The following is a 15213-nucleotide window of genomic DNA, read 5'->3' on the forward strand; positions in this document are numbered from 1 at the left end:
CCCCTAAGGACCCCAAGCCTACCCCCGACCCCAAGGCCAAGGACAACGACTACAGCCCCGACTTCAAGCCCGAGCGCGAGCCCAAGCCTGAAACCGACGCCGACATCGACACCCAGGGCGGCTAGTTAGAGGAGACGATCATGGCTCATCAACCGGATGAAGAACTCAACGACCCAGGTAACGAAGACCCGGGTTCATTGATGGATGACGCCGAGGTGCCGCTGATCGAAGCGGATGAAGAGGGCGCTGCTGGCGACATCGGGCATCTCTGACTTCTCATTCACTTCAAACGCCTCCTTAACAGGGGCTCCAGCGTGTCCACCGGCAACGGCCGGCTGAATAGATACCCCTGGATCTGATCGCAACCGGCCTCTTTCAAAAACGCCCATTGCGCCTGGGTTTCGACGCCTTCGGCCACCGCCAGCAAGCCCAGGCTGTGGGCCAGTTGGATGACGATCCGAGCAATCGCGGCGTCCTGGGGGTTACTGGTTACTTCGCGGATAAAGGCAATGTCGATTTTCAGCGTGTCGATGGGAAAGCGCCGTAGGTAGGCCAGGCTGGAATAGCCGGTTCCGAAGTCGTCGATAGCGATTTTCACGCCCATGGCACGCAAGCGTTGCAGGCTGACGATGCTGTGCGCGGTGTTCTCCATCAGTGTGCCTTCGGTGATTTCCAACTCCAGCCAATGGGCGGCAACCCCGGTGCCGGCCAGTATGTCGGCTATCTCTGCGATCAGATCGCCCTCGATCAATTGATGGCCGGAGACATTCACCGACACCTCCACCGCGCCGATATCGCAACGCTGCCAGGCCGCTATCTGTCGGCAGACAGTCTCGATCACCCAATGCCCGACTTGGCCAATCAGGCCGAGACTTTCCAGCATCGGCACGAACACCGCCGGGGACACCGGCCCATAGTCGGGCCGGTCCCAACGCAGCAGGGCCTCAAGGGCACAGACTTCACCGCTGGCCACGTGCACTTTGGGTTGGTAATGCAAGGCGAACGCCTGGCGCTGCACCGCTTGGCGCAAGGCGGTTTCCAGGTCCTGGCGTACCGGGTCGTAGACGTTCGAGCGTGCGGTTTGATCGTGGTGCCGTTGCAGGCGTTGTTCGAGCATCGCGCTGTGCTGTTTCAACTGGTCGCCATGGGCTTTGAGCCGCAGCAGGTTGCGCACCCGCAGCCACAGCTCGACACGATCCACCGGTTTGCTGATGAACTCCTCTGCGCCGGTCTCCAGACCGCTGAGGCGCGCACTCGATTCACTCAAGGCCGAGAGCATGATGATCGGTATGGTCGCAGTGGCTGGGTTGCCCTTGAGCTGGTTAGCCACTTCGTAACCGTCCATGCCGGGCATCATGATGTCCAGCAGGATCAGGTCCGGCGGCTGCTCGGCCACCCTAAGCAGGGCTTCCTCGCCGGTGCCCGCGCTCAGGGTCTGGTAGCCCTCGTGCTGCAGCAGGGTTTCCAGCAACTTGCGAACCTGGGGTTCGTCGTCAACGATCAACAGCGTGGCGGGTGAGCTGGCCATGGAGAGGACTCATGCGAGTGGTGTGGGGGGCGGGTGGAGCAGCGTTTCAATGACCTGGTACAGCGCCTTATAGCGCAGAGGCTTGATCACATAGGCGTCGCACCCGGCCAGGCGGGTTTTTTCGCGGTCTTCCTTCATGGCCATGGCGGTGAGCGCGATGACCGGGATATGCGCGGTCAGGGCGTCCTGCTTGAGCACGCGGGTGGCGGCCAGGCCGTCCATGCCCGGTAACTGAATGTCCATCAGGATCAGCGCCGGCTGTTGCGCGCGGGCCAGGGTCAGGCCGGACTCGGCGTCGGCGGCCCATACCACGCTGTGGCCGGCACTGACCAACAGCAAACGGGCCAGGCGCATATTGGCTTCGTTGTCTTCGATGATCAGGATATGGGCCATGGTGCCTCCGTCGTCCGATGCAGCGGCAACCACACCACGAAGCGCGTACCCAAGCCTTCGCGACTGGCCACCGCGACACTGCCGCCATGCAGCTCAGTCAGTTGCTTGACCATGGCCAGGCCCAGCCCGGTGCCTTCGAATTTGCGCGCCAGGCTACTGTCGATCTGGCTGAAGGCCTTGAACAATTTGCCCATGTCCTCTTCCGCGATGCCGATACCGGTGTCGCTGACGCTCAGCTCCAGGAAGGTGCGGTGCGCGCCGGTCTGCAAGGTATCAGCGTGGCTGGGCCAGTCGCCGGGAATCAGACCGACCTGTTCGCGAGGGGCTTCACGAACCGCCAGGGTCACGCAACTGCCGTGCTCGCTGAACTTCACCGCGTTGGCCAGCAGGTTGTAGACGATCTGTTTGGTCTTGCGCAGATCCAGCACCAGTGTGCCGAGGTCCACCGGGCTATCGAGCTTGAGCTGGATGCGTTGCAACGCGGCCTTTTCGCGCACGATCAACAAGCTATTGGCCAATACATCGGCCAGCGCCACGGGCTCCAGCTCCAGGTCCATCATCCCGGCTTCGACCTTGGACAGGTCGAGGATGTCGTTGATCAGCGACAACAGGTGCTGGCCGCTGGTGAAAATGTCGCCGATGTATTCGCGCTGGGTGTCGCTCATTTCGCCGACCAGCCCATCCTTGAGCGCCTCGGAAAAGCCGATCACCGCGTTTAATGGGGTGCGCAGTTCGTGGGACATGGTCGCCAGGAACTCGGATTTCATGTGGCTGGCGTGCTCCAGCTCCAGGTTTTTGTCTGCCAGGGCGCGTTCGAAGTCTTTGCGTTCGGCCTCAACCTGCTTGCGCGCAGTGTTGTCGGTGCCGATAAGCAGGTAGCCGATGAGCGTGTCGCTGCGGTTGCGCAGTGCGGTTACCGAGACCATCGCAGACAAGCGGCTACCGTCCTGGCGGATATAGGTCAGCTCGTAAATATCCTCAATGCCGCGCGAGGCTTTAAACACCAAGGCTTCGAAACCCGGCGTGATCGGCGTGTCGAGTTCCAGGCTGAGGGCGGCGGCGCGGGTGATCAGTTCGGCGGGATCGGAAATATCGGCGGGAGTGACGCGGTTGACCACATCGGCGGCGGCGTAGCCCAGCATGCGTTCGGCGCCGACGTTGAAGATCTGGATCACACCCTTTTCGTCAGTGGCGATGCTGGAGAAGTGCGCGCTATTGAAAATGGCGTCTTGCAGCGCGCCGGTCTTGATCAGGCTTTTCTGGCGTTTGAATTCGTCGATCTTGGCCGCGCGTGACTGCAGGTCGGGCGGGCTGTGGGTGGTTTTTTTATCCATCGCAAGGGCGGTTCCATGACGTTCAGGCCCGACACCGTTCATGACCGTGTCGCAGAGCATGCTCACAGAAAATCGCGCACAGGCGATGAGGAGGAGATGAGGTCTTAGGACAATAGCAGCCTATTGCCATAGACCTGCAAATAAAACAGTGGGCGTTTGCCTACGCTAAAGCGCAGTGGCCGCGCTTGCTCGACCTGCAACGCAGCAAACGCCCCATGACGGCCATGTGGATGGGTTTAAAGCTGCACGCTGCTGATCACCTGAGTGCCGTCATCCGGATCAGTGACACTCTCGAAACCTAGATCATGGGTCAATTGACGCATATGTGCATTGGTGGCCGCGTCCACCGTATACATGCGCGTGTAGCCATTTTTTTTCGCCGCAGCCATCAAGTGCTGCATCAGCAAGCGCGCCAGGCCCAGGTGCTGCCAGGCATCGGCCACCACCACCGCGCATTCGCACGCCTGGTCCTTGGCGGCGGCGTAGCGCGCCACGCCGATTTCCACCAGTTGGCCGTTATCGTGTACCAAGGCGATATACGCCAGGCGTTCCTGGTTATCGACGTCCATCAATTGATCGAGCAATGTCTTGCCCGGCTCGCACACCTCGCCCAGAAAACGCTGATGCCTGGACTCGCGGGACAAGCCCTTGATGAAGTTGTATTCGCGCTCGCGGTCTTCGGCGGTCAATGGGCGCACCAGGACATGGCGGCCATCGTCGAGCCGTTCGATCCAGTGTTCGTGGGGCACCGCCGCATAAACAGGCGCGGCTTGCCGGTTGAGTGCTTCAGTATTGGACATGACGGAACCTCCATGGGGTGAAATGGCCGGGTTATTCCAGCATCTCGGGTGACACCACCCACACACTGCAGGGCATGCGGTACAGCAGCGTTTCAGTGGTACTGCCCAGCAGCCGCGACAGGCCGTGATGACCGACCCGGCCCATGACGATCACGTCGATGTTGTAGGCGTCGGCGAAGCTGGACAACACCTTCGCCGGGTTGCCCAGAATCATGTGGCGTTGTTCCGGCGGGATGCCGTTACGCGCCGCCAGGTCGTTGAAGGCTTCGCCCTGGGCGGCGAACAGCTGCTTGGCCGCCTGCGACGAGAAGAACGCCGCGCCACTGCCGAACTCATACTCCTGGGCGGCCAGGTCGGACAAGTCATGGGCGTAAACCATCTGTACATCGGCCTCGCAGGCCGTCGCCAATTTGCTCGCTTCATGCAGGATGCGGTCGTTGAGGCCCTGGTAGCGGCCGTCGCGATGGAATGGATCGACCGCCGCCACGATCCTGCGTGGCAGAGCGTGATGCACGCCGTGCACAAAGTGCAGCGGTACGGGGCATTCGCGCAGCAGGTGCACATCCATCGGCGTGAACATCAAGCGCGAGAGTCGCGACTCATGGGCCAATGCCTTGATCACCAGCGCCATGGGTTCTTCCTTGAGGCGAATCAACAGCTCCTTGAGCGGATCATCGACCCAGGCCACCTCGGTAGTCACCGTCAGCCCCAGTTTGCGCAACGGCCGCGCCTGGTCTTCAAGCCATTGGTGATGGCGCTCCACATAGCCCAGACGCATCTGCTCCAGGGCCTGTTCGTTGACCAATCCAGCGGTGGCCAGACCTTCCAGGTAGTCGAACGCCAGAATATGCAAGGCGGCGCCTTCGGCCTTGGCCAACGCGGCGGCGCGCTCGAAAGCGGGGCTGTGTTCCATCAACGGTGAAACCAGCAGCAAGAAACGGGCTTGAGCAGACATGAGCGATCTCCCTTGGATTACCAGTGGCATCTAGGGTCGATCATGGTCCTGACCGTTGGGCGGCGTTTGATCTGCATCAAGTCGCCGCCACGCCGGGCGGGGCGAGCGACGTGCGGTCATAGTAGGGATCGTTGATGATAATCAACGCGGCGTGCGGCATCCTGGCACAGACTGCAAAGAGCGATGCCGGTCCGGGCGTCCATTGAAGCCGAGAGGTTGTTTATGTCCATCACGCCAGGGGTGCTGTTATGAGCCAGACCTTGGGCCTGGCCGGCGCCGCTGCGGCGCTGGGTATCGGCATGCTGGTGGGGCTTGAGCGCGAACGCCACAAGGGCGAAGGCGAGCATCGCGATTTTGCCGGGTTGCGCACCTATTCGATCACCGCATTGCTCGGTTATGTGACCCAGCAGGTCGGCGGCGCCTTGTTGTTGGGCCTGATCGCGCTGTGCCTGGCGCTGCTGGTCAGTACCGCGTACTGGAAAAGCCAGGCCAAAGACCCGGGCATCACCAGCGAAGTGGCGTTGTTCACCGTGCTGGTACTGGGCGCCCTGTGCGGCGCGGCGCCCGAGTTGGCCACGGCGATTGGGGTGGTGATGGCCGGCTTGCTGGTCTATCGGCAGAAACTGCACGAGTTCGCCCGCAGCCAACTGAGCGACGCCGAAATGCGCGACGGCCTGTTGCTGCTGGTGGTCGCGCTGGTGGTATTACCGTTGGCGCCGGACCGCTTTATCGGCCCTTATGCAGCGATCAACCCGCGCACCATCTGCACCTTGACCGTACTGCTGATGGCGGTCGGCGCCCTGGGGCATGTGGTGGTGCGGGCGTTGGGCCCGCGTTATGGCTACGCGGTCGGTGCCATTGCGTCCGGGTTCGCCTCCAGCACCGTGACCATCGCCGCCATGGGCCATATCGCCGCCAAGGAACCGCAGCAGTTGCGCACGCTGGCGGCCGCGGCGGTTTTCTCCAACCTGGCTACGGTGGCGCAGGTGGCCTTGATTCTGGGCACGGTAGAGCCGGCGTTGCTGGCGCAAATGGCCTGGCCGTTGCTGGCCGGTTTTGTCGCCATCGCGGCTTACGGCATTTGCCTGATGCTGCGCACCCCCACGTCGGCCGCCAGCGAGGCGATCAAAGTGGGCGGTGCATTCGATCTCAAACTGGCGTTGATCATGGTGCTGATGATGACCGGTATAACGTTTGTCTCATCGGCGATGCTGTATTACTTCGGCGAATGGGGCGTGATGGTCACCGCCACCCTCAGCGGCTTCGCTGACGCGCACGCGTCCACCGCCTCGATTGCCGCCCTGACCGCCAGCGGCCAATTGGCCGTGCAGGCGGCGCCGATTCCGGTGTTGCTGGCGGTCAGTTGCAATTCCCTGAGCAAGTGTCTGGTGGCCTGGGTCAGCGACGGCCGCCGCTTTGCCGGCTATGTGATTGGCGGTCAAGCATTGCTGACCGCCGCGACATGGTTGGGCCTGCTGATCGGTTGAAGCGGGTCAAAGGGGGATGTGCAACGTGGCCCGCAGCCCGCCGCCGGCACGGTTGTGCAGACGGATCTGACCGCCCAGGCGCTGGGCGATGGTGTGGACAATGGTCAAGCCCAGGCCTGCACCGTGGGCATTGCCACGGCTGTAGAAACGCTCGAACAAGCGCTCGCGGTCCTGTTCGTCGATCCCGGGGCCCTGATCGTCCACCGTCAGCTCGAACGCCGTGTCGGTTTTGTGCAACCCGACGGTAATTACACCCTGTTCCGGAGAGAAATTCGCCGCGTTGGTCACCAGGTTGGTCAGGGCGATCGCGATGGCGGCGCCGTCGGTGGTCACGGTGCAAGGCGCGTCGTCCGCGTCGAACACCAGCTCCAGGCCCTTGCTCAACAGCCAGGGCGTGAGTTGGATCAGGCTGTCGCGCACGGCGGCGGTAAGGTCCAGGGACTGTAAGGGCGGTTGCCCCGCGCTCGGCTCCAGGCGCGCCATGGTCAGCAACTGGTTGACCAGGCGGCTGGTACGGTCCACGCCAGTGATCAGGAAGGCCAGGGATTCGCGGCGTTCAGCCTCGGTGCCGGCCTCCAGCAGGTTTTGCGCATGCACCCGCAGCACCGCCAGCGGGGTACGCATTTCGTGGGCCGCATCGGCGATAAAGCGTCGCTCGCGACCTAGCAGGTCCTGTAGCTGCGCGAGCATACGGTTCAGGGCGGCCTGCATGGGTTCCAGTTCGGTGGGCAAGGGCGTCAGTTGCATCGGCTCCAGGGAGCCGGAGTGCCGGGCGCGTAACGTTGCGGCCATATCAGCCAGGGGCTTGAGCCCCCAACCGATGGCCAGCCAGACCATCATCGCCAAGATCAGGCTGCCCAGCACGTTCGGCCACAAGGTGTGGCGCACGATACGACCGACCAGGTCGGCGCGCACATCGTCGCGTTCGCCGACCCAGATGCGCAGGCCGCTGTTCTTGTCCTTGAGCAAAAAACCGCGCCATTGCCGGCCATTGAGGTCGTCCACATTGCTGTAGCCTGGCTGTTCGGGCGGAGTGGCGAACGTGGGAGCGCTGGAGGTGAACACCAGGCGTTCGCCCTGGGGGCTCCAGACCTGGAAAGCCACCTTGCTTTCGTATGGATGCCCATCGACTTTGGGGTTGGCCTCGGCCAGCGCCTTGTTGAAGGCGCGGTACAGGTCGGCTTGTTGCTCGTTCGCCAGCGGCAGGCTCATCAGGCCTTGCAGCAACCGGGCGTTTTGCGCCAGTTGCGCATCGTAGACTTCGGCAATTTCGTGGTTGCTGTCATGCAGGTTCAATGCGCTGATCAGCAAAAAACCGCCGAGCAGCAGGCCGATAATCAAGGTCAGGGTGCGGCGGCGAATCGAGGTCACACGCGATCCTCCACCAGATAACCCACGCCTCGCACAGTGCGGATCAATTCGCTGGAGAACTTTTTGCGCAAGTGGTGGATATGCACCTCCAGGGTGTTGCTTTCGGCTTCTTCGTTCCAGCCATACAGCAACTGGATCAACTGATCGCGGGTCATGACCCGCCCCGGGGGCGAAAGCAGTTCATGCAGCAGTTGGTATTCCTTGGGGGTCAGCGACACCGGTTGATGGTGATAACTGACTTGCTGGGTGCTGGGGTCCAGGCAAATGCCCGCATGTTCGATCAGCACCCGCGCCCGGCCGGCGCTGCGCCGCAGCAGGGCGCGCAAGCGGGCCTTGAGTTCGGCCAGGTCGAAGGGCTTGATCAGGTAATCGTCGGCACCGGCGTCGAGCCCGGCGATGCGGTCTTCGGTGGCATCCCGTGCGGTCAGAATCAGCACCGGTACGGTGGCACCGCTGTCGCGCAGGCGGCGCAGCACCTCCAACCCGCCCATGCGCGGCAGGCCGAGGTCGAGCACCACCACGTCGAAGGTTTCGCTGAGCAGGGCATGCAGGGCGCTGCTGCCGTCCTTCAACCAGTCGACGGTGTAACCCTCGCGCGCCAGGGCCTGGTGAATCCCTTCGCCCAGGGCTTCGTCATCCTCAATTAGTAATAGCCGCACGCGCGCTCCTGTCAGTTGAGTTGCTTGGCGATCTCGGCCAACAGGCTCTCGATCTCTTTGCGCCGCCCGGCGTCGGCGCGTTCCCGACCTGGGCGGGGAGCCGCCAGCAGGGCCTTTTGCAGGGCATCGCGGGCTTGCTCATAACGTTTTTGCCGGTACAGGTGATCGCCCCAGAAGTACAGACTATCAATGCCTGTCGGGTTGACTTGCAAGGCCTGTTTAAGCAACTGCTCGGCCTTGTCGGCGTCACCGAAACCAATCGGCCAGCCCGGAACGCGATCGTACAGCGCCGCCAGGCTGGTATAGGCCGAGCCTTGCAGGGCGGTGGGGTCGAGGCCGAGCGCGCGTTCCAGGTCGGCCTTGGCGGTCCTGGCCTTGCTCAACGCCCCGAGTCCGCCCTGGGCACCGGCCCAACTGCTGGTGACGATACCCGACCAGATCCAGGCTTCGGCGGCCTGCGGACGGGCCTGGGTGAAGGCATTCGCCTGGCCGGCCAGTTGCTCGAAGGCCTGGGGGCGTTGTGCCTCAGGCAGGCCGTATTGGATCTCGGCCCAGCGTTGTTGGATCGTGGTCAGCCGTTGCTGGTCGGCGGCGTCCAACGCCCAGGTGAGGGGGCTCAGGGCACTGAGCACAAGGGCGGCAATCAGTGTTCTCATGGGGTTAGTCCTTGTTAACAGGGTTATCGCTCAAGCGGCGCACCAGGGGCAGTTGTTTACGCAGGCCACGGTCGACCAGCTTCGGCAGCAGGCTGTTGAGGCGCACGAAGAAACGCTCCGGCCAGCCCAGGTACAGGTCGCGACGGTCGTCCACAATCGCCTTGATCACCGCCGACGCCACGGTGTGCGGGTCGTCGACGTTGGACTTGAGCGCCTCGTTCAGCGCTTCGGCCGCCGCGCTGTTCATGGCCGTGCGGGTGGCGCGCGGCGCTACGTACAGCACGCCGACGTGGGTGTCGGCCAGTTCGCGGCGCAGGGCTTCGGAAAACCCGCGCAAGGCAAACTTGGTCGCGCAGTAGGTGGCATAACCGGGGTAGCCGATGGAGCCATAGGTGGAACCGACATTGACCACCCTGGCGCCCGCCGCTTGCTTGAGCATCGGCAACAGCAGCCGAGTCAGACAGATCGGCGCGCCGATATTCAACGCGAGCATCTGGTTGATGTCGGCGTCGTCCAGTTGCTCAAGCATGGCGAAGTGGTTGATCCCGGCGGTATTGATCAGCAGGTTGATACCGCCGATGGCTTCGGCCGCCGCCAGTACCTTGCGCCGGTCGGCCAGGAATGTCAGGTCGGCGCTGACCCAGCACAACTGCTGCGGGTATTGCGCAAGCAGCACATCCAGCGGCGCACGGTGGCGCGCCACCGCCAGTACCTGCGCGCCACTGGCGCACAGCATGGCCGCTATCGCCAGGCCGATGCCGCCGCTGGCGCCGGTCAGCACCACGCGGGCCTCAGACAGGCGCATGGGTGGTCTCCCCAAGGCGTGGCAGGTTGCGGAACATATCGGTATAGAGCGCGTAGACCACCTTGGACGCACGGATCACCGCGGCTTGATCCTCCGGGTCGTCGAGACGGTTCATCAGGCCGCGATAGGTCTGCATATGGCCGATATCCAACGCCCCGTGGGAGTTCAGATAGCTGAACGCCTCGGCCGGCAGTTGCAGGCGCTCGCGGATGCTGCCGGCGGCGTGGGTGGCCAGGGCGATACTGGTGCCTTCCAGTACGTTGACCATGCCGAACAGGCCGACCGGGTTATCGCGGGCGATCAGGTCGTAGAGGTAGCTGACCATCAGCTCAATGGGCAAGCCAGGGCGTCCGTCGCGCACGGCTAGCCTATCACCGCCGCAGGCCTCGATATCATCCAGTACCCAATGTTCATGGCCGTATTCGTCTTCGATGTACTCGCACACCGCCTTGCGCAGCCATTCCAGGCGTGACGGCAAGCGTGCGCCGCAGGCCATCATCAACGGCACTGTGTGGCGGACGTGGTAATAGGCCTGGGCCAGAAAGGCGCGGTAGCTGTCGAGGCTGACCTTGCCTTCCAGGGCATCGCGGATGATCGGCAGGCTGAACAATGCCTGGCGTTCTTGCTGGGTGGCGTCTTGCAGGGTGTCGAAGAAATTCACGATGGCGTGTCCTCATTCAAAGGTTGAGTAAAGTGGGCGTGGTAACGGGCGACGATGGCGTCGCGCCGAGGCCGGCCATTGGCGGTGAGCAGGCCGTTGGCGGCGGTGAAGGGGGCGTCCAGGCGCGTCCACTGGTGGACCTGGGCATAGTCCGGCAGGCCGGCATTGGCCTCGGCCACGGCGGCGGCCAGTTGGGCGTCGCTGCAGTCGGCGCGATGGGGCCAGAGCAGGGCGTGGTTGTGGGGCAGGGCTTCGCCGTAGACGAATGCCTGGGCAATGTCGCCGCCCTGAGTCAGTTCGGCCTCGACCCAATCCGGGTTGACGTTGCGCCCGTAACTGGTGACGAACTGGTGTTTCTTGCGGCCCTTGAGGTACAGAAAACCGTCTTCGTCGAAGGCCCCCAGATCACCACTGGGCCACCAGGTGTCGGGCTCTTCGGCCTGGCCGAGGTAACCGAGCAGGGTCGAGCCTTTGATCAGCACTTCACCATCCTCGGCCAGGCGGATATCCACATGGGGCAGGGGTCTTCCGACGCTGCCCGGGCGCTGCGCCTGCGGCACGTTGAGGCTGACCACCGAGGCGCACTCCGACAGCCCGTAGCCTTCGAAAACCGGCATGCCCAACTGCTGGGCGCGCTGCAACAAGGCCTTGGACACACGGGCACCGCCCACGGCGGCAAACCGCAAGCCCCGGGGGCTGAAAGCCTTTTGCTCGGCGGCGATGACCAGCATCAGCAGCAGTTGTGGCACCAGGATCAGGCTGTGGGGTTGGCGCGCGGCCAGGCAACCGAGCAATTGCGCCGCATCCACCGCGCTGGCGCCCTGGATACCCAGGCTTTTTTGGCCCGGCACACTCAAGGTGGCGCCGGCATACAACGCGGCGTAGCAGCCCAGGTTCTCCAGCAGAATCGCCAGGGGCAGCAGCGCCAGGTGATGGCGCGGTTCATTGACGTGACTGGCCTGGTACAGCTCGCGGGCTACCCGCAGCAGGCTCTCGCCACTCAGGCATACACCTTTGGGCGCGCCGGTGGTGCCGGAGGTGAAGGTGACTTTGGCGGTGCCCAGGGGCATTGAGGGTCGCCCGTCGAAGTGCCGGCACCAGAAATCGCCGACCTTGTGGTAGCCCAGGCCCTCCAGCTCCTGGCTCAGATAGGGTTCGGCGATGACCCGCTCGGCGTGGCTTTGCTCCAGGCAGTGGGCACGTTGAGCCGCGCTGAAAAACGGTGGCAACGTCAGGCAGGTCAGGCCCTCGAACAGCACCGCCAGGTCCCAGAGCATGGCATCGACGCCATTGTCCAAGGCCAGCGCCACCACCTGTACGCCCTCATCGCGCAGACGTTCGCGCCGATAGGCCACCTCGGCGAACAATGTGGCGTAGTCCATTTTCAGTGAGTCGCCCCACAGAGCGATGGCACCGTCGTTACGTTCGGCATGGCCACGCAGAACGGCGTGGAATCGCAGGGTTTCAGGCGACATGGCAAGTGTCCTCAAGGGTGGTAGGCAGGCCCAAGCGCGAAAACAGGCCCATGTTGCGTAAATGCGTGAAGCCGGCGCGGATATTGCCCACATGCACCCACGGCTGGCTTTCGTAATAACGGCCCCAGTTATGGCGCTCATCGCCCAAGCGTTGCGGGTCGGCGGCACACAGGGTCACGGGCTTGAGCCCAAGGCGATGGAAGCTGTTGACCAGCCCCGCATTGCCGGTAAAGGCCACCCACTCCAGCCCCCCCATGGCCAATAACCAAGTGATGGCGATGATGCTCAGGCGTGCACTGCCGTTATCACTGGCGGCCAGGTTGCCGACCTCGGCGATGGCGCGCCGCTCCACTGGCTGGCCGGCGGCGGCGCAGACCAAGGCCTCGATCGGATGATCCAGGTAGTGCTCCAAAAACAGCGCTTCGCTGCGGGCCAGGCGTACCCCGGCGACGGCGCATAGCTCGCCGTCGGCCTGGCTGACGCCAAACAATTGCGGCATGAAGTGGCGGATGTCCGCGCCATGGGCCAGGCGAAAGCGCTGCTGGATGAACGCTTCGAAGGCCGGGCGCCGAGGGTCGTCGGGCAGGGCGCGGCTCAGGTGCAGCGGGGCGCTGTCGGCGTGGCCGAACAGCATGGGCAACGGGATGTTCCAGTCGAAATCGGGCATTTGGCGGTTCGCCTCCCACGTCAAGTTGGGAGGAGTATCAGTAGCCTTTCTTAACGAAGTCTGAAGGTGGGCGTAAACATCGTCGTTCGGTCTTCAGACTGGCTTAAGACTGCCAGGGCAGGGTGGCGCGGACTTTCCAGGCCGGCCTCGGCCATCACTTCCTCAAAGGCGACTTTTCCATGAACCAATATTGGGTAACGCAGCGCTACGCCCGGTTATCGATGACCCTGCACTGGCTGATGCTGGCGCTGTTTGTCGGTGTCTATGCCTGCATCGAAATCAAAGGCCTGCTGCCTCGCGGCAGTGTGGCGAGGAGCTTCATGGCGGGCACTCATGGGCTGCTGGGGATGGGTATTTTCCTGTTGGTGTGGGTGCGCTTGCTCGGGCGTCTGGCTCCTCGTCCGGCCATCGTGCCGCGGCCTCCGGTCTGGCAAACGGCGTTGGCGCACCTGATGCACCTGGCCCTGTATGGCTTGATGATCGTGACGCCGCTGCTGGCCTGGCTGATGCTTAGCGCCGGGGGCAAAACCCTGCCGTACTTCGAGTGGTCGTTGCCCGCTCTGGTGGCGATGGACCCGGACCAAGCCAAGGTGTTCAAGCACTGGCATGAGTGGCTGGGCAATGCCGGTTATTGGCTGATCGGCCTGCATGCGGCCGCCGGGCTGTTCCATCACTACTGGGTGCGCGACAACACGCTGATACGCATGCTGCCTAAATCGCGTAATCGCTGAAGTTGCGACAAATCAGCTTGATGAAACGTTTCTTCTAGCGACAAATGGCGCACGCAAGCGCTTGCGTAAGTAAATGTATCTGATTAGAGTCGGTGCCAATCGGCTCTGATCCAAAGGGGGCCGAACGACAAAAATAATAAAACCAGGAGCTCAGACATGAGCCTTGAACCCTTGCTGGAGATGCAGGGCATCAGCAAAACCTTCAACGGTTTGCGCGTGCTCAAAAATGTCGGCCTGAAGGTTTACCCCGGCGAAATCCACGCCTTGATGGGGGAGAACGGCGCCGGCAAATCCACTTTGATGAAAATCCTTTCCGGCGCTTATCAGGCCGATCCCGGCGGTGAAATCCGCATCGGCGGCGAGCCCATCGCCACATTCAATCCCGCCACCGCCAAAGCCCTCGGCATTGCCGTGATCTACCAGGAACTGAGCCTGTGCCCGAACCTGAGCGTGGCCGAGAACATTTACCTGGGCCGCGAACTCCGGCGTGGTTGGACCATCGACCGCGCCGGCATGCAGGATGGCTGCGTCGAAGTGCTGCAACGCCTGGGCGCCGAATTCACCCCGGCCACGCGGGTCAGCAGCCTGTCGATTGCCGAGCGCCAACTGGTGGAGATCGCCCGCGCTTTGCATGCCCACGCCAAGATCCTGGTGATGGACGAGCCCACTACGCCGCTGTCGTCCCGCGAAACGGATCGCCTGTTCGCGCTGATCAAACAGCTGCGCAGCCAAGGCCTGGCGATCATCTATATCAGCCACCGCATGGCCGAGATCTACGAGCTGTCGGACCGCGTATCGGTGCTGCGCGACGGTCAGTACATCGGCGAACTGACCCGCGAGGCGCTGTCGGCCGAGGTGCTGGTGAAAATGATGGTGGGCCGCGACTTGTCAGGGTTCTATAAAAAGGACCACGCGGCGTACGACCCCGGCGCCGTGGTGATGCGCGTGCGCGACATGGCCGACGGCAAACGCGTGCGCCAGTGCAGTTTCGACCTGCATGCCGGTGAGGTGCTGGGCATTGCCGGGCTGGTGGGGGCAGGGCGCACCGAGCTGGCGCGTCTGATCTTCGCCGCCGACCCGCGCACCAGCGGAACTCTGGAAGTGGTGGGCAAGACCGTCACCCAACTGCGCACCCCGGCGGACGCGATTCGTGCCGGCGTGGTGTACCTCACCGAAGACCGCAAGGCCCAGGGCCTGTTCCTCGACATGAGCGTGGCCGACAACATCAACGTCTGCGCCTGTGTGCCGGATGCCCGCGCCGGTGGCGTGCTCGACCGGGCGCACGCTGCGCAACGCTCGAATGACGCGATCAAGTCGCTGTCGATCCGCGTGGCGTCGGGCAAGGTCAACGTCGGCGCGTTATCCGGTGGCAACCAGCAGAAAGTGCTGCTGGCGCGCTTGCTGGAGGTCAAGCCCCATGTGCTGATCCTCGACGAACCCACCCGTGGCGTGGACATCGGCTCCAAATCCGAGATCTACCGCATCATCAATCAGCTGGCGCTGGCCGGGGTGGGCATTGTGGTGATTTCCAGCGAGCTGCCGGAAATCATCGGCACCTGCGACCGCGTGCTGATCATGCGCGAAGGCCAATTGGTGGCCGAAGTCGGCGGGGCTTCCGGCCACGCTATTTCCCAGGAACGTATTATCGACCTCGCCACCGGTGGCGATCAGGTGGCTGCCCATGGCTGACT

Annotated in this window: 16 protein-coding genes; 4 read left to right on the forward strand and 12 right to left on the reverse strand. The window is 63.2% G+C overall.

Annotation, left to right across the window (positions count from 1 at the left end; genetic code table 11):
* The first annotated feature begins 140 nt into the window (after positions 1-140).
* Positions 141-272, forward strand: coding sequence for a hypothetical protein (locus YA0848_RS36470; protein ID WP_259444982.1), 132 nt, complete (start codon positions 141-143; stop codon positions 270-272).
* 8 nt (positions 273-280) lie between these two features.
* Here YA0848_RS36470 and YA0848_RS28365 read toward each other — a convergent pair whose 3' ends face one another.
* The 5 genes from YA0848_RS28365 to YA0848_RS28385 all read right to left on the reverse strand — a co-directional run bounded on the left by YA0848_RS28365 (position 281) and on the right by YA0848_RS28385 (position 5010).
* Positions 281-1528, reverse strand: a complete 1248-nt coding sequence (locus tag YA0848_RS28365; protein ID WP_198712396.1) for an EAL domain-containing response regulator — start codon at positions 1526-1528, stop codon at positions 281-283.
* Between the two features lie 9 nt (positions 1529-1537).
* Complete coding sequence (locus YA0848_RS28370; RefSeq protein WP_034097818.1) at positions 1538-1921, reverse strand: response regulator; 384 nt, start codon at positions 1919-1921, stop codon at positions 1538-1540.
* Positions 1906-3255 carry a sensor histidine kinase gene (locus YA0848_RS28375; RefSeq protein WP_034097819.1) on the reverse strand — a complete coding sequence of 450 codons (1350 nt, stop codon included), beginning with the start codon at positions 3253-3255 and terminating at the stop codon, positions 1906-1908. Before YA0848_RS28375 ends, YA0848_RS28370 begins: the two co-directional genes overlap by 16 nt.
* Positions 3256-3491: 236 nt before the next feature.
* Positions 3492-4055, reverse strand: a complete 564-nt coding sequence (locus tag YA0848_RS28380; protein ID WP_034113686.1) for a GNAT family N-acetyltransferase — start codon at positions 4053-4055, stop codon at positions 3492-3494.
* Between the two features lie 31 nt (positions 4056-4086).
* On the reverse strand, positions 4087-5010 hold the full coding sequence (locus YA0848_RS28385) for a universal stress protein (protein WP_034113688.1): 924 nt from the start codon (positions 5008-5010) through the stop codon (positions 4087-4089).
* Between the two features lie 248 nt (positions 5011-5258).
* Between YA0848_RS28385 and YA0848_RS28390 the strand changes: the two genes are divergently transcribed.
* Positions 5259-6497 carry an MgtC/SapB family protein gene (locus YA0848_RS28390; protein WP_034097823.1) on the forward strand — a complete coding sequence of 413 codons (1239 nt, stop codon included), beginning with the start codon at positions 5259-5261 and terminating at the stop codon, positions 6495-6497.
* A gap of 6 nt (positions 6498-6503) precedes the next feature.
* Here the strand turns inward: YA0848_RS28390 and YA0848_RS28395 are convergent, their stop codons facing one another.
* From YA0848_RS28395 to YA0848_RS28425, 7 genes are read right to left on the reverse strand one after another with little or no spacing between them, the layout of a single operon-like run.
* Entirely contained in the window at positions 6504-7868 is a 1365-nt protein-coding gene (locus YA0848_RS28395; protein ID WP_034113690.1) for a sensor histidine kinase, read from the reverse strand.
* The gene (locus YA0848_RS28400) at positions 7865-8527 is read right to left on the reverse strand and encodes a response regulator (protein WP_034097826.1); all 663 of its coding nucleotides are present in this window, start codon (positions 8525-8527) and stop codon (positions 7865-7867) included. The genes YA0848_RS28395 and YA0848_RS28400 overlap by 4 nt, the downstream gene beginning before the upstream one ends.
* A gap of 11 nt (positions 8528-8538) precedes the next feature.
* On the reverse strand, positions 8539-9183 hold the full coding sequence (locus YA0848_RS28405) for a tetratricopeptide repeat protein (protein ID WP_169902541.1): 645 nt from the start codon (positions 9181-9183) through the stop codon (positions 8539-8541).
* A gap of 4 nt (positions 9184-9187) precedes the next feature.
* A complete protein-coding gene (locus YA0848_RS28410) occupies positions 9188-9988 on the reverse strand; it encodes an SDR family oxidoreductase (protein WP_034113694.1) in 801 nt (266 codons plus the stop codon).
* On the reverse strand, positions 9975-10649 hold the full coding sequence (locus YA0848_RS28415) for a TenA family transcriptional regulator (RefSeq protein ID WP_034097831.1): 675 nt from the start codon (positions 10647-10649) through the stop codon (positions 9975-9977). Before YA0848_RS28415 ends, YA0848_RS28410 begins: the two co-directional genes overlap by 14 nt.
* Positions 10646-12124, reverse strand: coding sequence for an AMP-binding protein (locus tag YA0848_RS28420; protein WP_034113696.1), 1479 nt, complete (start codon positions 12122-12124; stop codon positions 10646-10648). Before YA0848_RS28420 ends, YA0848_RS28415 begins: the two co-directional genes overlap by 4 nt.
* Positions 12114-12791 (reverse strand): thermostable hemolysin, encoded by a 678-nt coding sequence (locus tag YA0848_RS28425; protein WP_034113698.1) that lies wholly within the window; start codon positions 12789-12791, stop codon positions 12114-12116. Before YA0848_RS28425 ends, YA0848_RS28420 begins: the two co-directional genes overlap by 11 nt.
* A gap of 179 nt (positions 12792-12970) precedes the next feature.
* On the opposite strand from YA0848_RS28425, the gene YA0848_RS28430 reads away from it, so the two are divergent.
* Positions 12971-13522: a cytochrome b gene (locus YA0848_RS28430; RefSeq protein ID WP_034097835.1), complete on the forward strand. Its 552-nt coding sequence runs from the start codon at positions 12971-12973 to the stop codon at positions 13520-13522.
* Between the two features lie 156 nt (positions 13523-13678).
* Positions 13679-15211: a sugar ABC transporter ATP-binding protein gene (locus YA0848_RS28435; RefSeq protein ID WP_034113700.1), complete on the forward strand. Its 1533-nt coding sequence runs from the start codon at positions 13679-13681 to the stop codon at positions 15209-15211.
* Positions 15212-15213 lie beyond the last annotated feature (2 nt).

This window comes from Pseudomonas sp. S4_EA_1b (assembly GCF_016307435.1).
GTDB classification, from domain to species: Bacteria; Pseudomonadota; Gammaproteobacteria; order Pseudomonadales; family Pseudomonadaceae; genus Aquipseudomonas; species Aquipseudomonas rhodesiae.